The following is a 20,788-nucleotide window of genomic DNA, read 5'->3' as shown; positions in this document are numbered from 1 at the left end:
TTTCTATTCTCAATATAATAGCTATATTTGCACAATTTAATCTCAAATGTGCAATAGACAATGGAACAAAGTTTTATAGCTTACATTGAAAACAGTATCAAGAATAATTGGGATCTGGATGCCTTGACAGACTACAAAGGAGCCACCCTACAGTATAAAGACGTAGCCCGCAAAATCGAAAAGTTGCATATCATCTTCGAAGAAAGCGGCATTCGTAAAGGAGATAAAATAGCCGTCTGCGGGCGAAACAGTTCCCATTGGGGAGTCACCTTTCTTGCTACTTTGACTTACGGCGCAGTAATTGTCCCCATCTTACATGAGTTCAAAGCCGATAATGTACACAACATCGTCAATCACTCCGAAGCCAGATTACTCTTTGTCGGCGACATGGTATGGGAGAATCTGAACGAATCGGCCATGCCACTGTTAGAGGGTATTCTGATGATGAACGATTTCACCTTATTAGTGTCGCGCAGCCAAAAACTGACACATGCCCGTGAGCATCTCAATGAACTGTTCGGAAAAAAATATCCGAAAAATTTCCGGAAAGAACACGTGGAATACCGGAAAGACCAGCCCGAAGAGTTGGCAGTCATCAACTATACATCGGGGACTACAAGTTATTCGAAAGGGGTAATGCTCCCCTACCGCAGTCTGTGGTCGAATACAAAATTCGGTTTTGAAGTATTATCCCTGAAACCGGGTGACAGAATCGTTTCTATGTTGCCTATGGCACATATGTACGGACTGGCGTTCGAATTCTTATACGAGTTCGCCGTGGGTTGCCAGATTTACTTCCTTACCCGCATGCCGAGCCCCAAAATAATTTTCCAGGCTTTTGCCGAGGTAAAACCCAACTTAGTGGTAGCCGTACCGCTTATCATTGAAAAAATCATCAAGAAAAATATCCTGCCGAAACTGGAAACCCCGACCATGAAACTGTTGTTGAAAGTACCTATCATCAATGACAAGATCAAAGCAACCGTACGCGAGCAAATGATACAGGCTTTCGGTGGAAATTTCGAAGAGATAATCGTAGGTGGCGCCGCTTTCAATCAGGAAGTGGAGCAATTCCTCAAAATGATCGATTTCCCCTACACCGTGGGATATGGTATGACGGAATGCGGCCCGATCATCTGCTACGAAGATTGGAAACGTTTCAAGCCGGGATCATGCGGTAAAGCCGCACCACGCATGGACGTACAGGTTCTCTCATCAGACCCGGAAAATATACCGGGAGAGATTGTCTGCAAAGGGCCGAACGTAATGTTGGGATATTATAAGAATGAAGAGGCTACGGAACAGGTTGTCGACAAAGACGGCTGGCTGCACACAGGTGACCTTGCCTTGAAAGATGCCGAAGGAAATATCACGATCAAAGGACGCAGCAAGAACATGCTATTAGGGCCGAGTGGTCAGAACATCTATCCGGAAGAAATTGAAGATAAGTTGAATAACCTGCCTTATGTATCGGAAAGTATCATCGTGCAGCAGAACGACAAACTCGTCGGACTGGTTTATCCGGACTTTGACGAAGCCTTTGCACATGGATTGAAGAACGAAGACATGGAGCGTGTGATGGAAGAAAACCGGGTGGCGCTGAACGCGATGCTGCCGGCTTACAGTCAGATTTCAAAAATGAAAATATATCCGGAAGAGTTCGAAAAAACTCCGAAGAAATCGATCAAGAGATTCCTGTACCAAGAGGCTAAAGGATAAATAATTGATCAATGTGCCAATGTGCTAATGTGCCAATTAAAGAATGTGCTAATTAAATAATGGAGGGAATTGAATAATGTGTTAATGCGCTGATTACCATTCAGAATAATAGCGCAGCTAATTGGCCATTGGCATATTGATATATTGGTACATCGACGCATTGATGCATTGTCTCATTGGCACATTGGCATATTGACACATTGGCACATTATTAATTATGAGAAACAAACTGTTATTATCGGCGGCCATACTCCCGATATGTGGCATAACGGGTGAAGCCCAAGCGGCAGAAGCTCAGAAACATCCCAATATCATTATGTTTCTGGTAGACGATATGGGGTGGCAAGACACCTCTCTGCCCTTTTGGACGCAACGTACACATTACAATGACATTTATGAGACGCCCAATATGGAGCGCCTGGCGGCACAAGGCATGATGTTTACGCAAGCGTATGCCTGTAGTGTAAGTTCGCCAAGCCGCGTCAGCCTGTTTACCGGAATGAATGCGGCACGACACCGGGTGACCAGTTGGACACTGCATAAAAACAAGACACACGAACAACCGGACTCTGTGCTGATATATCCGGAATGGAATGTAAACGGCATATGCCAGGAACCGGGAATAGAGCGCACCACTCAAGTGACGACATTGGCGCAAGTATTGAAAGAAAACGGCTATCACACCATACATTGTGGAAAGGCTCATTTCGGAGCCATAGATACCCCGGGAGAAGACCCGTTGAGAATGGGGTTCGAAGTGAATATAGCCGGGCATGCGGCCGGCTCTCCTGCCAGCTATTACGGAAAAGAGAATTTCGGGAATAAAACCGATGGAAAGAATCCGCCGGCTGCCGTACCGGGATTGGAGAAATATCACGGCACAGATACATTCCTTAGCGAAGCACTCACGCTGGAAGCGGAAAAGGCATTGGATGATGCACAAAAAAGCGACAAACCATTTTTTCTGTATATGGCTCATTATGCCGTACATACACCGATACAACCGGACATGCGCTTCTATCAGAAGTACATCGACAAAGGGCTGCCGCCGGTAGAAGCCGCTTATGCCACTCTTGTGGAAGGGATGGATAAAAGCTTAGGCGACCTTATGGACTATCTGGAAGAGAAGAACCTACAGGAAAACACCGTCATTCTATTTATGTCGGACAACGGCGGACTGGCCGCACATACGCGTGCCGGACAGCTCCATACACAGAACTATCCACTCAACAGTGGTAAAGGTTCTGCCTATGAAGGAGGCGTACGGGAACCGATGATCGTAAGCTGGCCGGGTACAGTAAAACCCGGAAGCAAATGCGACCGTTATCTGATGATAGAAGATTTCTTCCCTTCCATATTGGAGATAGCAGGAATATCGGACTACCAAACAATACAACAACGGGACGGCATCAGCTTTATGCCGCTACTCACCGGAAAAGGCAAGATGAAAGATAGAGATATCTACTGGCACTATCCGCATAGCTGGGGGCCTTCGGGACCGGGAATCGGCGCAACCTGTGCCATCCGTTCGGGAGACTGGAAACTGGTGTATTACTTTGATTCCGGTAAAAGGGAACTATTCAATATTCCCAACGATATCAGCGAGAAACATGATCTGGCAGCTCAAAAGCCACGCATCGTAAAACAACTGGCAGGAAAATTAAGTAACTATCTTCGTTCGGTAAACGCTCAACGACCTACATTGCGTGCAACACAACAACCTGCACCATGGCCGGACGAAATTAAATAAAAAGAAGAATGAATAAAAGAAAACTATTTCTATCCCTTGCATTGTTTTTGATGGCAGGCAGTACATTGTCTGCACAAAACAAGAGTGCAGGTATCAATCTGTCCATATGGAAGGGAGTCAGCACACAACCCGCAGACAGTGCCCAGACTACCTATTTCAATTTGGGTATCCTGTCGGCTATGAACCGGCTAAACGGTGCAGGCTTCAATGCATTCGGAAGTGTTATCAGCCACAACATGAACGGCATACAGGCATCGGGACTTGCCAATATGGTGGGTGGAAGCATGCGTGGCCTGCAACTCTCTGCAATCAGCAACATTAACGGCAACAACATGATAGGATTCTCGGCTACGGGACTTGTCAACATCGCCGGTAACGAAAGCAAAGGAATGTTGTTCTCCGGGCTGACCAATATCAGCGGTGACCATACTTACGGTGTAATGGCAAGCGGTGTGATGAACATATCGGGCGATAAAGCCGGCGGTGCACAGCTATCCGGACTCGCCAATATCACAGGCTCTACTTTTAATGGAATAATGGCCGGAGGATTATTGAACGTAGTAGGCGAAAATCTGAACGGTGTGCAACTGACAGGGCTTGCCAATATAGTGGCTTCGCGCATGAACGGTGTGCAGATAGGTTTAGGCAACTACGCGACGAAAGCGAAAGGATTGCAAATCGGTTTGGTGAATTACTATAAAGAAGAAATGAAGGGGTTTCAGTTGGGACTTGTCAACGCCAACCCCGACACAAGAGTACAAATGATGGTCTTTGGCGGAAATGCCACCAAAATCAACATAGGTGCCCGGTTCAAGAACAAACTATTCTACACCATTGTAGGTGCCGGTACGCATTATCTCGACTTTAGCGATAAATTCTCCGCTTCATTGTTTTATCGCGGCGGTATCTGGCTGCCTTTATGGAAAGACCTGACCATCAGCGGCGATTTGGGATACCAACACATCGAAACCTTTAAAAATAAAGATTACGGCATTCCGGCGCGCCTATACGGCTTGCAGGCACGCCTGAATCTGGAATATCAGATTACAAAGAAGTTCGGCATTTTTGCAACCGGAGGTTATGGAGGAAGCCGCTATTACAACAGAGATGTCACTTATGACAAAGGAGTAATCGCAGAAGCAGGAATCGTACTGTTTTAGAAGCCTCTCCCCAACCCTCTCCGTAGGAGAGGGAGCTGAGTCAGCTTCAGTAATCAATTAACAAATAAATAGTAGCATTTCTTCCTCCCTCTCCCACGGAGAGGGCTGGGGAGAGGCTTTCCCTTTTTACTGCTTTTCCTTTATCAACCCCGTCCTATACGCCACCAGCAATTTTTTCAAATCCTGGATTTGCGTTACCAATTCTTTTCCCTTATCCGTATCTTTCACCATCATACGTTGAGAATTAAACTCGATTACAAAAGTGGTCGATTTGATATCCTGCCCCTCTTCTATGGCTTTCTGTGTAGACTGAAACGGTTCATGCTGCACTAATTGCAGGCCGTGGGAGTGATAAACCAATGTATATCCGGCAATACCGGTTTCCGGTTGATAGGCTTTCGAGAACCCGCCATCGATCACAAGCAGCTTGCCTCCCGCTTTCATCGGCTGTTCGCCTTTGATCGTTTTTACGGGTACATGCCCGTTGATAATATGAGTATGCACACCGGTAACTCCAAATTCTTCTAAAATCCGGTCGCATATTTTTTCATTATCACGCAGCGTATAATAATATCCCTTCTTCTCTTTATGCAGCGCCTTGTCCGCAATGAAATAACGCTCAAAGGTTGCCATCTTGTCTTTATCGAACGACGGGGCATCCGGCCCACACCACATATACCAGATATAATCCATGGCGAAAATTTTTTCTTCATCGCCGTCTTCGTCAAAATAAGCAGTACGGATCAGCTGGTCGATCTTGTCCATCAGTTTCTTACCCCAATATTCCTTTCCTCGGATATTGACACGCTTGAAACTGCCATCCTCATTCAAAGGCACGGAAGCATGATACAAAAGGTTAGAATTACATACCAGATACATGCCGCCATAGGTAAACAGACAACGCATGTGCTTTTTCAGCTTTTCACTATTCATGAACGAATAGTGCAACTTATCTACCAGTTCTTTTTCTTCATCCGTCAGGCGATACGGATCTTTCGGATCTACTGTCGGGAAGTTCGTATCACGCATCTCGTACTCCTTACCTTCATAGACAAAAACGCCACGCTCAAAATCGATCTTCTCCAACAGCTTCCGGTTCTCCATGCCAAATTCCGGACGGCGATTGATGATATCCGCTTCCAGTTTAAACTGAATAATCGTAATCGCCTTGTGCATCTGCGTGATGAGCCGCAAAGTCTTTTCGTTATAAGCAGAATCCGCAAAGTTCATTTTAGGAGCGAAAATAGTACAAGGATCATCGGCATAAGTATCCATGGCAAATGTAGCCAGGGGAAGAAGATTGATGCCGTATCCGTCTTCGAGCGTACCTAAGTTTCCATAACGCATGGACATACGGATGACATTTGCCATACAACTCGTATTACCGGATGCAGCACCCATCCAGAGGATGTCGTGATTCCCCCATTGAATATCGAAATTGTGATAATCGCACAAGGTATCCATAATGATATGTGCACCGGGACCACGGTCATAGATATCTCCCACGATGTGCAGTGAGTCGATCGTGAGGCGCTGAATCAAATTGCACATGGCAATAATAAAGGCATCTGCCCGCTTGGTGGTAATGATCGTACTGATAATTACATTGATATAGGCATGCTTGTTGGGTTCGATGCTCGATTCGTGCAACAGTTCTTGGATGATATATGAGAACTCTTTAGGCAAGGACTTACGCACTTTGGAACGGGTGTACTTGGAAGATACGTTCTGGCATACCTTCACCAATTGGTTAAGGGTGATCAGATACCAATCGTCAAGGTCTTTCTCCCGCGCCTTGACCAGTTGCAGTTTCTCTTCGGGATAATAAATCAGCGTACTGATCTCTTTCTTCTCCGACTCACGGAGCGTATTGCCGAAAATTTCGTTGACTTTTCGCTTCACCGCGCCGGAAGCATTCTTCAATACATGCTGAAACGCTTCATATTCACCGTGAATGTCTGTCAGAAAATGCTCGGTGCCTTTGGGAAGATTCAAAATTGCTTCAAGGTTAATGATTTCCGTGCTGGCATCAGCAATAGTGGGAAAACTACGCGACAGCAATTGCAGGTAACGCAAGTCACTAATAATGCTTTCAGGGGTTATATTACTTTGGGCAGTCATTATATTTACGATTGAACGATTTACTATTTACAATTGAAATTACTTCTATATGGTTCTTGTTTTTCCGTTTTTTTATCTTTCGCCATTACAGTGCGGCAATTATCAACACGGTTTCAGCCCAACAGGAACATGAGCAATATCTGGGCGATTATTACACGCAAAAACATGCACAACGGATACACTGTGGCATAAGCAACCGAGGGATTATCTCCCGGAATGGTATCATTCACATAATTCAAAGCCATCGGATTGGCCATGCTTCCACATAGCATACCGGAAACCGAGCCGAAATCTATTTTCATTATCTTAAAGGCAACGGCTCCCACGATTACCGTAGGAATAATAGTCAATCCGGCACCAAGACCAATCCATAACAGCCCTTCGGGACGAAATACAGTATCGAAGAAATGCGCTCCTGCGTCCAGTCCAAGACAAGCCAGATACATGGATAATCCTAATGCACGAAGCATCAGATTGGCACTGCGAGTGGTATAGGTAATCATATGCATACGCGGCCCGAATGTACCGATAAGGATACCTACAATGATAGGACCACCCGCCAAACCTAACTTCACCGGAGCACTGACGCCCGGAATGGAGATCGGAATGGCTCCAAGGGCCAATCCTAAAATGATACCGATAAATACAGCGACCAGATTCGGTTCTTTCAAACTCTTCACTGCATTACCCAAAACCTTTTCTACATTTTGGATAGCGGCCGCCTCTCCTACCACGGTCAACCGGTCGCCTAATTGCAGCGTCAGTTCCGGAGTAGCAAGCAATTGCACGCCCGACCGATAGACGCGGCTGATATTAATGCCGTAATGGTTGCGCAAACGGAGCGCACCTAATTTTTTACCATTCAGTTCGGGGCGAGTCACTACGATACGTTGTGAGATGAGCTGACTGTCGATGGCATTCCAATCGATGTCTTCCTTATTCCAATCCGTATTTTCCTGTTCGCCGAAGAGGACGGTCAGTGCCAGTGCATCTTTCTCGGAAGTAACGACCAGCAAGCGGTCTCCCTCTTTTAAAATCTTTTCAGAGGTGGGAATACTTACATTGCCATCCCGCCACAAACGGGAAATCACAAACTTGGGATAGCTCATGTGAGCAATATCTTTAATGCTCTTATTAAAAATGGCCGGATTGTGCACTTGAAAAGCAGCAATATATGTTTTATTGTTATCGTCTTTCTCCTTGACTTCCAGATCTTGCTTACGCACCAGCGCTTTGCGAATAAGCAATACGGCAAGAATCACCCCGATCACCCCTAACGGATAAGCCACTGCACACCCCAAAGCGGGAGTACTGCTTTCCATGCCCATCTGCTTCAAGGTTTGTTGCGCCGCACCCAAGGCAGGGGTGTTGGTAGTGGCACCGCAAAGAATGCCCACCATATTCGGCAGAGAAACGCCGGTCGTATAGCTACATATCACCGTAAGCAATGTGCCCAGCAGCACTACTGCAAGCGCCAGCATATTCAACGTTACTCCACCTTTACGAAAAGAACTGAAGAAACCCGGACCGACCTGCAACCCCAAAGCATAAACAAAGATGATAAGGCCGAAACTTTCTGCATAGTTCAGCATCTGTGCATCTACCGAAAGACCGAAATGACCGGCAAGAATGCCGGCAAAAAACACGAAAGTCACTCCAAGGGATATACCGCAGATATGTATTTTGCCCAACCCCAACCCGATGGCGGATATTAGTGAAAGTACGACTACGGCCTGCAAAGCAGAATGCTCGATGAATAGACTATATAACCATTCCATAAATAATAATTATTCGACGCGTACCGATTGGCAGACGGACGCGCTATTTCGCTGCAAAGATAGGAACATTTTATGCCTGTACAAAACTTTTATGTACCCATTTCATGCTATACCAACGACGGACAAAAATAATTCCCCGGATGTTTTCGTCCAGTAAAAAAGCAACCCACATTCCACACAATCCCCAAGCCCAGTGAACACCAAACAGATAACCTCCGCCTACTGCCACGCTCCACATTACGATCAACCCCACATAGAAAGGGTAATTCACATCGCCTGCCGCCCGTAGCGCATTAGTGGCAAAAATGTTGATGGGGCGCCCTATCTCGAGAACGGTATCTATGATAAGCACAATAACTCCCATACGGATAATATCGGGATTAACAGTCAGCCAACTCAGAATGGTATGTCCGAAAACGGCAAGGATACAAGAGAGAATAAAAGTAATCATCACCGATTTTTTCATGACATACTTTCCTAACAGAAAAGCGGCACGGGGCTTCTTCTCCCCTATCAAATGGCCGATGCAGATAGCCCCTCCCTGAGCCGTCGAAATACTAAACAGATAGACAAACATTATAATATTGACGCAATAGGTACGGGTGGCCAACGCTTCAACTCCCAACATATTAATAAAAAAAGTGATTAGCACTTGCGAAGAGCTATAAGAAAGCTGTTCGCCGGCCGAGGGTAACCCGACTTTCATCAGATTTCTCAGTTCTATCCAGGGGAAAGGCCGGAAATAGGCCAACGGAAAGCGATGGATATGTTTGCGGAAAAGGATTATAAATAAAATCACCATCGATACTCCCCGACTGAATGCCGTCGAGATAGCAGCCCCTTCTACTCCGAGTTCGGGAAAACCGAACTTACCGAAAATCAATGAATAATTTCCTATGATATTGAGAATATTGACGACCACCGTCACAAGCATCGGATAAATGGCCTTGTTCGCACTGCGGAGGGATGCAGACAAAGTGAGAGATATCGCCTGAAAGAAAGCAAAAGCACCAACAATACGCATATAATCGGCTCCATCGGCCATCAATTCCGGGCCAAGCCCCATCCATCCGAGTATAGTAGTATTCATTAAACAGAGGAAAAGGCTGATAACTCCCCCTACAACCAGATTCACCAGCAATGAGACACCTACTACCTGCACTACCTTCTTCTGGAGTTTGGCACCCAAATACTGGGAACATAAAACGGACGTCCCCAAATTGATTACCTCAAACACCAGGAATGTCAACATGATAATCTGATTGACAACTCCAACCGCAGCAACGCTGCTATCGGAATGACGGCTCAACATGATGGTATCCACCGCACCAAGCATCATTATCAGCAATGTCTCTACAAAGATAGGAGCAGCCAGCTTGACCAGCCTTCTCTTTACGCTCTCCTGTTGTATTCTGTGTGTCACCTTTACCCTTTATTTTCGGGGTGCAAAGGTATTCAAAATCAATGGAACCGTAAATTGATTTACGTCAAATAAACAACGGTCATCTCCCCCTGAATACCACATAATTATCCCAACCATCCCAATAGCCTGTCAATTGATTCCCCCAGATTCTTACTTCATCCAGATAGGAAATATCATTCGGAGCATACATCATGCGAAGAGACGATTGTGACGAGTCTTCCCAATTCCATCTGAAACGGTATTCATTTTCAGATATTCCACCATTGGGATATTGTACGCGGATATAATCGATCCCGGTCCTGTCCAGATAAAAATCGATCTCCTGACGGCAGTAGTAACCATCTATATTATAATAAGATCTTACCCAAGTACGACTGCACAACTCACGCGACTTGTTGTAATAACCGCCACCTATGTTATCATCGTCATAAAAGCCATCGATTGCCACTTCACAAGCAGCCAGACTTACCATAGCCAAAACCAATAGTACCGATTTAAAATATTTCATAGTTTTTGTTTTCATAATCTTTCTTTTTAAAGTGTTTCGTATAAAACAAAAGTAGGTAAAGGATTGATCTCTGAAAAAAGAAAAATCCTACTTTTAGCGGGGGAATAACCTAATCTTAAGCGGGAATTCTCCCTTTTCTGCTACAAAGGGTTAAGAAGACCGTATAAAATCTTAATTTATATTATAATACAATGATTTACAGTCCGATTATTTGCTATTCTATAGAAAGTACGTATATTTGCAATGTGTTTTTCATAGTATTAGATTTAAGGTTAACAAAAAGATTGGCTGTCTGGGATAGATAGCCTTTTTTTATGCCTGTAAAGTACTTATTTTTTAGATGAGTATAGCAATTATAAAGACAGAGCAGAGTACCCATCGCTTATAAACACCATTACTAAAAGAAGAAAATAGATAGTTTACAACTCCAACCTATAAATTATTTTTTCTTTAAACAGTCTTTCTTCTCATATTATCAATAAGCTCCTCCCACCCATCATAAAAAACAACTAAAAAAAATTCACTGTTTAACATTTGAAACATAGACAATTAACGATAATCAGAAAAAATAGTAGAAAAAAATCTTTCAAAAAGTTTTGCATAGTCCAAAACTTCCCCCTATATTTGCACCGCATTTGAGAGAGAATGCGGGTTCAAGGAAGTTTGGGTGAGTGGCTGAAACCACCAGTTTGCTAAACTGACGTACGGGTAACCGTACCGGGGGTTCGAATCCCCCAGCTTCCGCAAAATTCTCAAAAGAACAAAAAAGAGCTAAGTTATAAAACTTGGCTCTTTTTAAATCTCAAATCGGTGGGTTCGTCTAACGGTTAGGACACATGCCTCTCACGCATGTAATACGAGTTCGATTCTCGTACCCACTACAAAATGAAAATCAGCCCTTTAGTTAAACTAAGGGGCTTTTTTATTATATCTATTTTCCAATATATCACTCGTATTCTATTGAATTCCGGTTTACTCTATTAAATTGATGGCAAATAAAATCTTACGATAACCACTAAACAAAAAGAGGAGCCATTATTAAAAACAGCCCCTCTTTAACGATAATTTCAATCAAGTCCTAATTAAAAGCAAGTATGGAGATAGCTTTAAAAACCCCATACACTGCCGGCATTGTTATTTGTCCGTTCAATAAACCAGACAAATGCACTTTTTACCTTTTTCATAACTAATAATTTAACTAATACCTAAAACTAACTGTTTTTAATCAAAAAGGGGAACAATCAATGTAACATTACATATCCCCAAATCATCGGATCAGCTTGTCCGATTTTACCTAACAATCTAATTACCTTTTTCATAACTAATCTTATATTTGTGTGTACCTTTTGAAAACGATGCAAATGTAACCGGTCTGAAAATAAAACGAATTGATCTAAAGCAAAAACAAATCTTTTTATCCCTATTTATTGATTTACGTCAAGCGTTTTTGTACTTTTGCAAACACAACCCAATAATAAGATATCAGAAGACGCTATGGACATATTAAAAGAAACAGTAGACGCTGTAGTTAATTCCAGATTTCCAGAAATGAGTAAAGAAGGACGCCAGCAACTGGCAGAAGTCTTGATACGCAAAAATGTAAATAAAGGTGAGATTATCCTGAACGAGGGACAAATAGCACACGATCTGATATTTGTAGGGAAAGGTATGGTTCGCCAATTTTATTATAAAAATGGTAAAGACGTGACCGAACACTTCTCTTATGAAGGTTGTATAGTGATGTGCATCGAAAGTCTTCTCAAGCAAGAGCCCACCCGGCTGATGGTGGAAGCATTGGAACAATCGGTTATATATCTTTTTCCTTATACAGTATTGCAAAAATTACTGGAAACATGCCCGGAGATCAATCTGTTCTACAGAAAGGTGCTGGAATATTCATTGATCGTTTCACAAGTAAAAGCGGACTCCTGGCGTTTTGAAACGGCAAGAGAACGCTATAATTTATTGCTTGAACATCATCCGGAAATTATCAAGCGTGCACCTCTGTCACACATTGCTTCGTACCTGCTGATGACTCCGGAAACATTGAGCCGGGTTCGTTCGGGAGTATTATAAGCTTGCTTAGCTCCGCCTGTATTCTTTAGGAGACATACCTACATAATGCTTGAAGTATTTACCAAAGAAAGACTGATTGGCAAAATGGAGGTATTCGGCTATTTCCTGTACACTCATTTCAGAGGACTTCAATAAGGCACGAGCTTCCAAAATTACAAAATTATCAATCCACTCACCGGCCGTCTTGCCACTCACCTCTTTCACCACACCCGAAAGATGTTTAGGAGTAAGACACAGTTTATTGGCATAAAACGTCACCGAACGATCTATTTTATAATTGGCGGAAACTTCACGCATAAATTTCTCAAAAAGCTCTTCCTTCCGGCTCTTAGGGCGAATCTCATTCGCAGGCATGTGCTTGCGGCAAAAATTATAGATATCATAGAACATAGCAGCAATAATACCTTTCGCTATCTCCTTACGGAATGCATTATCTCTCATCTTTACTTTTTTCCATAAAAAAGAGTGATATTCCATCATACATTCCTGCTCCTCTTTGTTCAGAGGGATACAAGGGTGTTCTTTGATATAAAACATAAAGGAGAGCAGTTCTTTCATTTGTGTAAAAGTCCGGTCGATAAACTGTGGTGAGACAGCAATAAAAACACCGGAAAAGTCATCGCTTCTACCTAAACTTTGAATAATCTGCTCAGGAAGGGTCATCAATAAATTGCCGGCAGTCAGTTTGTATTCCTGCAAATTTATGCAAACGGTACCTTCACCGGCAAGACAAACCGCTATTACGGCCGCATTTATACGGTTTGGATATTCATCCATAGGAATATCCCAAGCATCGTTGAATATAGCAAAATCATTGTCTATAAAATCTATCTTCCGCAGTCCGTGCTCAGAAGAGATGTTCACTTGTGGGATTACTTCATTATCCATTTTATCGTATTTTTTCGCAAATATATATATAAATTCCATTAATACTATCCCATTTCTCCATTTATTAGGAAATCTGAACAATCCTAAAGATAAATTCTTTATTATCCCCTATACAATGTTCATTTTCTGATTCTTAAATAAAAAAGTGCGATGCATTCACAAGAGAATGACATCGCACTTTTCACTGGCCTGCATTACCTTTTTTGAGAATCATGCAGAAAATATCCTATCGGCATAAATCAATTCGTTATCTTAACGCCGATAAAATAAGTCCTCGGTTGCGTGGGGCCATAAAAATAGCCGGAATCACGAAATTCACCCTTATCCAGATCTTTCTGGAAACTATTAAAGATATTCTGTACCCCTGCATTCAGTTGTAATTTGATGTGGTCATGCAATATAAAGGTATAATTCAGTTTCAGATTAAGATCAAAGAACTGGGGAGTATTCTCCATACGGTCTTCATCAATATAACCGGCCATATGAGGCACAATCATTTTCCCGGTATAAGTACCCGACAAAGAAAAATCAAAATGATTCGTCGGTGCAGAAGTAAAAGTGAAATATCCGTAATAATCCGGAGTACGAGGCATACGACGGGTAGTCAGATTGGGAAGCCCCTCCTCAGTTTCCTCACGCCACACTACATCCCGGGTATAGCGGCTACGTTGCGCCGTAAATCCTAACTGGAATTGCGCTTCACGTCCGTGGGCAATCTTTGCATCGAGGTTTGCACCATACACACGGGCACCATGTGCGTTACGGCGTTCTTTAATTATATCTCCGTTTTCATCCTCACCGATATTAGTAAGCATGAATACATGACGCAAATCCGTATAAAATCCTTCAAGCAGAATATTCGCCTGCCAGTGCCCGATTGGTAAAGTCCAGTCCACAGAGCCACTATAACTGTTAGAACGTTCTTCACGAAGGTTATCGGCCAGTTTTATCTGAATGCCCTCACCTCCTACGGCTGTAACATGCAGGTCCTCGTCATAAGCCTGCGGAGCACGGAAACCGGTAGAGTAAGTCAGACGTGCCTGAAATTTATCAGTAGGCTTATAAAGCAAGTTCACACGCGGACTAAAAATAAGCTTGTCAATCAGATTATGTTTATCCATACGCAATCCGACGAGCATTGCCAGCTGATTCATACGCCACTCGTTTTGGATGAAAGTTCCTGCCACACGGACGTTCTGTTTCATATCACGGTGATAGCCGGTCATAACATCGTGTAACGAGTTGTCTTGATATTCGAAACCACCGGTAAAGGTTGCAGGAGCAAAGAAACAATTATCCATCTGACCTACATACATGCCACCCAACACCCAAGTCAGATCTTTTGTCTTACCATAGGCCTGGGTATTCTGTTGCGCACCGTAATAACTGTTACGATCCGTATGTTGAATAGAGCCATATAAAGACATTTTGTGTTTTGCCTCGTTCCAATAATGATCGTAACTCAAACCACCGCTATTGATAATGTGTTTGGTCTGTTCGGTAATATCCGTTTCATGCGGTTGCAAGTCAAACTTATTCCCACCACGACGGAACTCGTTGGTGGTGTGGTATTCTATATTAATACGGCTATTGTAAGACGGACGGTAGTAAGCACGCATCCCGAAAGTATTCATATTCAGTTTTCCCAATTCGGAAAAGCCGTCTCCATCAGCATCATACGGATTACGGTTGCGATATGTCTCATAAAGAGCAATACCGTAACTATTATCCTTGGCTACCAGCGAGACATTCCCCCCCATGTATTGTTCCCAAGACTTACCGTTCATGTTCGACATCATACTGGATACCTGAAAAGAGTTGCTGACAGGATCTTTTGTGATAATATTAATCGTTCCTCCCACGGCATTGGCACCAAACAAAGCCGACCCGCCGCCACGCACGACTTCTACCCGCTCGATCATATTTACCGGAATCTGTTCCAGTCCATACACCCCGGAAAGGGCACTGATAATCGGACGGCTATTTATCAATATCTGAGAATAAGGTCCCTCCAGACCATTGATACGCACTTGCGGAAAGCCACAGTTCTGACAGTTGTTTTCCACGCGAAGCCCGGACTGAAAATTCAACGACTTTGCAAGATCAGTAGAATTTACCGCCTCAAAAAGTTTGGCGCTCATCACATTGACCACTACGGGAGCCTCACGACGGTTCACTTCATTACGATTGGCTGATACAACAACTTCATCAGTCATAAAACTTTCCTCTTCCATCTGAAAATGGAGAACGGCCGTAAAATCTTTGCTGACTGTCACACTCTTTTGCTGGGTCTTATACCCCATCGCCTGTACTTGCAAAGTATATTCACCCGGGGTAAGATGACGAAATTCAAATTGCCCCTCATCATTAGACACGGCACCCGATGCACGGTATTTATCGGGGACACTTCCTCCGTTATAACTGATAATGCGTATCGTAGCATAAGGGATATTCTCTTCGGTTCCTTTCACAATAACGTGGCCGGAAATCATATTGCCTTCCTTAATAGGATTGACGGCATAAGTAATCATGCTCAGGCACAAAAGCATGAGCAGGATGATAGATTTCTTCATTCTGATATAAAAAATAGATATGTATAATGTATAAGTAAGAAAAAAATAAATATTTATCCTATTCTTACTACCGGCGGAGCACGAAGAGACACTACACGCATGTGTGTCTCCGGCATAACAGGAATATCCGTTTGCTGCTGCAAGCAGTAAAGCAACGGACGTATCGCTTCTATATGGATAGGCGCATCTGCCTCCAATGAATGAAACGAGGACAGACGGGCAATGATTACAACTTCAATCTTAGAGTGGGTATGTTTGCCATGACTGGGGTGAGAATGTACTACCATGACTCCATTTACATAGTGTACATGGGTAAACATCGTAATGCTCACCTGATACACAATAAATAGCGTCAGCAACAGAAGGGATGATAGAACTCTTTTTACACGTCTCACCTGTTATACTCTCTTTGTTTAAAATTGAAAGTGCAAAGATAAGTATTATCTGGAAGGATTTTAAATAAAAAATGACTATTTTAACAATAGATTCATAAATAGCCGCAAAGTTGTTCAAGATATTCTTTATCAATCTCATCGAACATACCCAATAACTCACTATCGATATCCAAAACTCCCCACACTTCACCTTCTTTCATCAAAGGCACTACAATCTCTGATCGTGAAAGAGAACTGCAAGCAATATGTCCCGGAAACGCATCGACATCCGGTATTACCAAAGTCCTCTTTTCCCGCCAAGCCGTCCCGCACACCCCTTTTCCTTTTCGGATACGCGTGCAAGCTATCGGCCCCTGAAAAGGTGCAAGCACCAACTCATCCTCTTTCACCAGATAAAAACCCACCCAAAAGAAATGAAAAGTTTCTTTCAAAGCCGCAGTCACATTAGCCAAATTAGCGATCAGATCTGTCTCTCCCTCAATAAGAGACTTTATCTGGGGTAATAAAGAAGCATACTGTTCTTCCTTGCTACCGGATATAATATTCAAATTCTCAGCCACGCAGTTAGTGATTAATAATTTAGTGATAAGCGATAAATGATTAGTGACAAACGGTTAGTGATAAGTGATTGGCAGGCTGCGTTATGATGCCGAATGACACTAATCACTTATCACAAAATCACTAATCACTAAATAAGTATTTATAGTCTCTTTTTGCCGCCGGCCCCGTCCAGTCTTCAGGAATAAATTTCCATTGATTCAATGCACGGGGATCGAGTATCCCTTTCTTCTCAATATAATTCATCAGATAGAAACGGAGATCTTTGTCCGTGGAAAAGATAATACGGTCTTTTAATTGTTCTTGGGGGATACCGGCACCTTTAGTCAAAAGTTCTCCTCCCCCATTGCCACGATATGAATTCAAAGCAACTTTATATACTTTATTCAAATCGAACGGTGCGCCATCCGCCATGCTGACAACCGTGATCTTCGCTCCTTTCGGTTTGGTCACATCTACCGTATAGATTATTCCTGCTGCCGAATCAAAATTAAAACTGAAATTTTGAAACGATGCCCGATCTTCCGCTCCTTCGCGGCGTTTTTCCTTAAACCACAACAAATGATCTTGCGGAGATTTCATCTGATTGGTCCACATATAATAAGAGTCTTCAAGAATATCCTTGATTTCTTTTCCCGAGAGTGTCATCACATAGAGCATATTCTCATATTTATAAAGATTGAACATATCGCTCACATGAATATCCCCTTTCTTAATCTCCGCATCAAATGATAAAGGAGCAACCAACGAGATGTCTGCACCGGAAATATCGAGTTGCAGCGAGTGAATGAAATCAACGAAAGCCGACGGACCGAAAAAAGCCGGGCGGGTAGAGATATCTTCGGTAAAAATCCCTATTTTTTTGGATACGAACTGTTCCACTGTATTGTACTGAGGAGCGAATTTCTGCATGAATTCTTCGCTGACACCATAATTCTTCGTAGCAGAAAGAACCCCTTTTATCTCTTTACTCTGCACTTTCCCGTCTTTCAGCTTTATCGTCACATCAACATTAGACACCACCGCCGCATTGCTTGCCGGATCGATAATCAATACAGAATCTCCTGCCACATTCGCAATCTTTTTGCATTCGCGCGCATGATCATGCCCCATCAATACCATATCAAATCCGGGAACATTCTTCGCAACGCTCAACGATGCATTTTCATTATATTTACCCGACATTAAAAAAGCATCCTGCCCGGCATGAAACAATCCGATAACAAGATCCGGTTTTTCCTTTTCACGGATAATTTTCATCCACTTTTTTGCAGTCTGCTCCATATCATCGAAACGCAGTCCTTTCCATAAATTCTCTGACAGCCATGCAGGAATGGCAGGCGTAATCATGCCCAATACGACTATCTTCACTCCGTCGCGTTCCATCACCTTATAAGGCTTTAAATGAGTTTCACCGGTAGCCGTATCAATAATATTGGCTCCTAATACCGGAAAGTTACATTCACTGATCCAACGGTCGAACACCCGGCGGCCGGTTTCCACATCATGATTCCCCATATTGCCCGCATCATAGCCCATGTAGTTCATCATTTCGGCACAAAGATGAGGCGAAACCGTATCTATATAATTATAATAATAAGCAGTGGGCTGCCCCTGCAAAATATCACCATTGTCCAGCAAAATAAGGTTATCTTTATAAATTTCCCGTTTTTTCTGTACAAAAGCATGAACACGCGCCAAGCTGCCGGCCCAGTCCTTTTGAGTTATAAAATTATAAGGATAATAATTACCGTGTACATCACTGGTCTGTACGATTTTCAGTTTTACTTCACGTTCCTGCGCTGTCAACGACAGAGCAAAGCCAAACAATACGACAAAAATAAAAGCAAACTTTTTCATAAAAATATCATTCAAATTCCAATATGCAACAAAACTACTCCGACACGGGCATTGAGAACACAAAGCGGGCACCTCCGGTATAATCCGGATCAACCCATATCTCTCCTCCCCATTTTTCAACGGTAAGTTTACAAATGGAAAGCCCTAATCCTGTGCCCTGTGCATATTCATTCAATTTTTCAAAACGCTCGAATACCAGTTTCTGCTTCTCTTTCGGGATTCCACAACCGGTATCGGTTACGGAAAAGAGTGCAAACTTCTGTTCCCCGTCCACCGAAAAGCCCAATGTTATAACCCCGTCTTGAGTAAACTTAGCCGCATTGGATAATAAATTAATTATAACTTGCTGCAAACGCTGCACATCCGTAGTCAATACAAAACTCTCATAATCGCTGGCAAATACAAATTTATTATTCGATTTACGGGAAAAATCAACGGAAGTCAGCACTTGCCGGCACACTTGAATCACATCACACGCCTCACAAGTCATTTGTACTCTATCAGCTTCCAGACGAGAGAGATCGAGTATGTCATTAATCAACCGCAGCAATAAACTGGAGTTGGATTTTATAATCTCCGAATAAGATTCTCTTTCTTCATTGGAAATACCTTCGTCGGTCAACACATCAGAGAAACCTACGATAGCATTCAGAGGTGTACGGATTTCATGACTCATATTGGCCAAAAAAGCACTTTTAAGACGATTAGACTCTTCTGCACGGTCTTTTGCATCACGCAAATCGACTTCCGATCTCTCCAAGTCATCCTTCAAACGCTTGGTTCTGAAATAAAAGAAAAGAGAAACCACAAGTCCGCCTATCAAAATCATCAGGATTGCAAAAACAGCCCATATCTGATAAGTATATTGTTGATAGAACGAAACCGGCTGGTTGATAATTTCCATATCGGCAGGAAAAGACTTTACGTCCAGTTTCAGCTCTTTTACTTTCTTATAATCAAGTACGTTTTTACTGCCTATCACTTCCACATGACAAGCCGTATCATTGGGATTGGCAAATTTGCGGATAGCCTCACGAGCCATATCACGTCCCAATGGACGATAAGCAGGAATCACTCCGCCAATGGTCCAATACCCCAACCCTACCGATGCCGGAGCGAAAGCCGGAACATTAGGATTAGCTTCCATCATCATATAAGTGGCATTCCTCATAAAGTAACTCTCATTCATATCCACCCGCCAGGTTCCTACCATCGCCGCCGTATGCTCCGGCAAATGGTGAAACTTATCCATAATGCTATAAATCGTATTGGAACGCCCGTCCAATAATATCAGATCGAGTCCGGGAAATTTCTTCATTTCCTCCCTGACAAGTGCCTGCATGGCAACTCCGCCATAACTGTTATCCGAAATGAAAGCGATATGACGTGTATCAGGATAAAAATGCAAAATCATACGAATATTACCTTCAATGTCATAGTCATATATAAAACCGGACTTTACCCTTCGATGCCCCAAATGATCCGAAAAGAAATCCACCGTTTCGGGCATCCATTCCTTTAAGTCAGTAGTATCTTCCGGCAGAATAACCGCATTGCGACTTGTCAGACTACACATGACAGGTATGTTTGCCACCAGCGAGTCTTCTTGTGACAAATATGCCGCCCAAGCTTCCTGCCCTAATAAAATAATGAGTTCCGGACGTTCATTTCCTTTATATCTGGAAAGTATCTGCTGCATCATCCCTTTCCATTTGGGAGATTCAGAGAAACTCTTGCAGTTCATATTCTCAATTTCTATATTGTATTTCCCGCCACATTTGGTATATTCATCCATGAAATCGGAGATGGTGACGGAAGTTTGATGAGCGGCCGGATTATAAGAGCAAATGATCAGAATAGACTGTGCATCCTGAGCTGCATAAGCCACCGCCGGCAAAAAAAAGACGATGGTAAAGAGACAGGAGAAAACATATCTGGTAAATGACAGCATAATTCTTATTGCATGTATTTTGTTGCCG

The 20,788-nt window shown here is 43.0% G+C and carries 14 protein-coding genes and 2 tRNA genes; 6 read left to right on the top strand and 10 right to left on the bottom strand.

Translation table 11 applies throughout. The annotated features are described in order from the left end of the window. The first annotated feature begins 60 nt into the window (after nt 1-60). From RB604_RS13370 to RB604_RS13360, 3 genes are all read left to right on the top strand, one after another. The gene (locus RB604_RS13370; protein WP_005923101.1) at nt 61-1,719 is read left to right on the top strand and encodes an AMP-binding protein; all 1,659 of its coding nucleotides are present in this window, start codon (nt 61-63) and stop codon (nt 1,717-1,719) included. A 217-nt stretch (nt 1,720-1,936) separates the two neighbouring features. Then, the gene (locus tag RB604_RS13365; protein WP_055295059.1) at nt 1,937-3,469 is read left to right on the top strand and encodes a sulfatase; all 1,533 of its coding nucleotides are present in this window, start codon (nt 1,937-1,939) and stop codon (nt 3,467-3,469) included. A 50-nt stretch (nt 3,470-3,519) separates the two neighbouring features. Then, the gene (locus RB604_RS13360) at nt 3,520-4,629 is read left to right on the top strand and encodes an LA_2272 family surface repeat-containing protein (protein ID WP_229103581.1); all 1,110 of its coding nucleotides are present in this window, start codon (nt 3,520-3,522) and stop codon (nt 4,627-4,629) included. 126 nt (nt 4,630-4,755) lie between these two features. Here the strand turns inward: RB604_RS13360 and RB604_RS13355 are convergent, their stop codons facing one another. The 4 genes from RB604_RS13355 to RB604_RS13340 all read right to left on the bottom strand — a co-directional run bounded on the left by RB604_RS13355 (nt 4,756) and on the right by RB604_RS13340 (nt 10,474). Further along, nucleotides 4,756-6,750: a fructose-bisphosphatase class III gene (locus RB604_RS13355; protein ID WP_055295054.1), complete on the bottom strand. Its 1,995-nt coding sequence runs from the start codon at nt 6,748-6,750 to the stop codon at nt 4,756-4,758. 113 nt (nt 6,751-6,863) lie between these two features. After that, nucleotides 6,864-8,528 carry a putative transporter gene (locus RB604_RS13350; protein WP_005923113.1) on the bottom strand — a complete coding sequence of 555 codons (1,665 nt, stop codon included), beginning with the start codon at nt 8,526-8,528 and terminating at the stop codon, nt 6,864-6,866. A 70-nt stretch (nt 8,529-8,598) separates the two neighbouring features. Then, entirely contained in the window at nt 8,599-9,951 is a 1,353-nt protein-coding gene (locus RB604_RS13345) for an MATE family efflux transporter (protein ID WP_055295052.1), read from the bottom strand. A 79-nt stretch (nt 9,952-10,030) separates the two neighbouring features. Next, a complete protein-coding gene (locus RB604_RS13340; RefSeq protein ID WP_055295050.1) occupies nt 10,031-10,474 on the bottom strand; it encodes a hypothetical protein in 444 nt (147 codons plus the stop codon). Nucleotides 10,475-11,116: 642 nt separating this feature from the next. On the opposite strand from RB604_RS13340, the gene RB604_RS13335 reads away from it, so the two are divergent. From RB604_RS13335 to RB604_RS13325, 3 genes are all read left to right on the top strand, one after another. Continuing rightward, a tRNA-Ser gene (locus RB604_RS13335) sits at nt 11,117-11,203 on the top strand. Nucleotides 11,204-11,268: 65 nt separating this feature from the next. Continuing rightward, nucleotides 11,269-11,340, top strand: a tRNA-Glu gene (locus RB604_RS13330). A 613-nt stretch (nt 11,341-11,953) separates the two neighbouring features. After that, on the top strand, nt 11,954-12,535 hold the full coding sequence (locus RB604_RS13325; RefSeq protein ID WP_005923124.1) for a Crp/Fnr family transcriptional regulator: 582 nt from the start codon (nt 11,954-11,956) through the stop codon (nt 12,533-12,535). Nucleotides 12,536-12,541: 6 nt separating this feature from the next. Here RB604_RS13325 and RB604_RS13320 read toward each other — a convergent pair whose 3' ends face one another. From RB604_RS13320 to RB604_RS13295, 6 genes are all read right to left on the bottom strand, one after another. Next, entirely contained in the window at nt 12,542-13,423 is an 882-nt protein-coding gene (locus RB604_RS13320; RefSeq protein ID WP_005923127.1) for an AraC family transcriptional regulator, read from the bottom strand. 239 nt (nt 13,424-13,662) lie between these two features. Further along, a complete protein-coding gene (locus tag RB604_RS13315; protein ID WP_044093984.1) occupies nt 13,663-15,996 on the bottom strand; it encodes a TonB-dependent receptor in 2,334 nt (777 codons plus the stop codon). A 53-nt stretch (nt 15,997-16,049) separates the two neighbouring features. Further along, on the bottom strand, nt 16,050-16,391 hold the full coding sequence (locus RB604_RS13310; protein WP_005923129.1) for a DUF8478 family putative metalloprotein: 342 nt from the start codon (nt 16,389-16,391) through the stop codon (nt 16,050-16,052). 92 nt (nt 16,392-16,483) lie between these two features. Then, nucleotides 16,484-16,951 (bottom strand): free L-methionine (R)-S-oxide reductase MsrC, encoded by a 468-nt coding sequence (gene msrC, locus RB604_RS13305; protein WP_005923130.1) that lies wholly within the window; start codon nt 16,949-16,951, stop codon nt 16,484-16,486. A 121-nt stretch (nt 16,952-17,072) separates the two neighbouring features. Beyond that, nucleotides 17,073-18,809 carry a bifunctional metallophosphatase/5'-nucleotidase gene (locus RB604_RS13300; RefSeq protein ID WP_007480551.1) on the bottom strand — a complete coding sequence of 579 codons (1,737 nt, stop codon included), beginning with the start codon at nt 18,807-18,809 and terminating at the stop codon, nt 17,073-17,075. A 34-nt stretch (nt 18,810-18,843) separates the two neighbouring features. Then, the gene (locus RB604_RS13295; RefSeq protein WP_007480550.1) at nt 18,844-20,760 is read right to left on the bottom strand and encodes a sensor histidine kinase; all 1,917 of its coding nucleotides are present in this window, start codon (nt 20,758-20,760) and stop codon (nt 18,844-18,846) included. Nucleotides 20,761-20,788: the final 28 nt, after the last annotated feature.

It is taken from the genome of Bacteroides salyersiae (genome assembly GCF_031172035.1).
Lineage (GTDB): Bacteria > Bacteroidota > Bacteroidia > Bacteroidales > Bacteroidaceae > Bacteroides > Bacteroides salyersiae.
Note: the sequence above shows the minus strand (reverse complement) of the source record. Positions and strands in the feature narration are given on the sequence as shown.

Coding starts and splice junctions, on each gene's coding strand:
- RB604_RS13370 (WP_005923101.1), top strand. CDS start 61: ATGGAACAAAGTTTTATAGCTTACATTGAAAACAGTATCAAGAATAAT.
- RB604_RS13365 (WP_055295059.1), top strand. CDS start 1,937: ATGAGAAACAAACTGTTATTATCGGCGGCCATACTCCCGATATGTGGC.
- RB604_RS13360 (WP_229103581.1), top strand. CDS start 3,520: ATGGCAGGCAGTACATTGTCTGCACAAAACAAGAGTGCAGGTATCAAT.
- RB604_RS13355 (WP_055295054.1), bottom strand. CDS start 6,750: ATGACTGCCCAAAGTAATATAACCCCTGAAAGCATTATTAGTGACTTG.
- RB604_RS13350 (WP_005923113.1), bottom strand. CDS start 8,528: ATGGAATGGTTATATAGTCTATTCATCGAGCATTCTGCTTTGCAGGCC.
- RB604_RS13340 (WP_055295050.1), bottom strand. CDS start 10,474: ATGAAAACAAAAACTATGAAATATTTTAAATCGGTACTATTGGTTTTG.
- RB604_RS13325 (WP_005923124.1), top strand. CDS start 11,954: ATGGACATATTAAAAGAAACAGTAGACGCTGTAGTTAATTCCAGATTT.
- RB604_RS13320 (WP_005923127.1), bottom strand. CDS start 13,423: ATGGATAATGAAGTAATCCCACAAGTGAACATCTCTTCTGAGCACGGA.
- RB604_RS13315 (WP_044093984.1), bottom strand. CDS start 15,996: ATGAAGAAATCTATCATCCTGCTCATGCTTTTGTGCCTGAGCATGATT.
- RB604_RS13300 (WP_007480551.1), bottom strand. CDS start 18,809: ATGAAAAAGTTTGCTTTTATTTTTGTCGTATTGTTTGGCTTTGCTCTG.
- RB604_RS13295 (WP_007480550.1), bottom strand. CDS start 20,760: ATGCTGTCATTTACCAGATATGTTTTCTCCTGTCTCTTTACCATCGTC.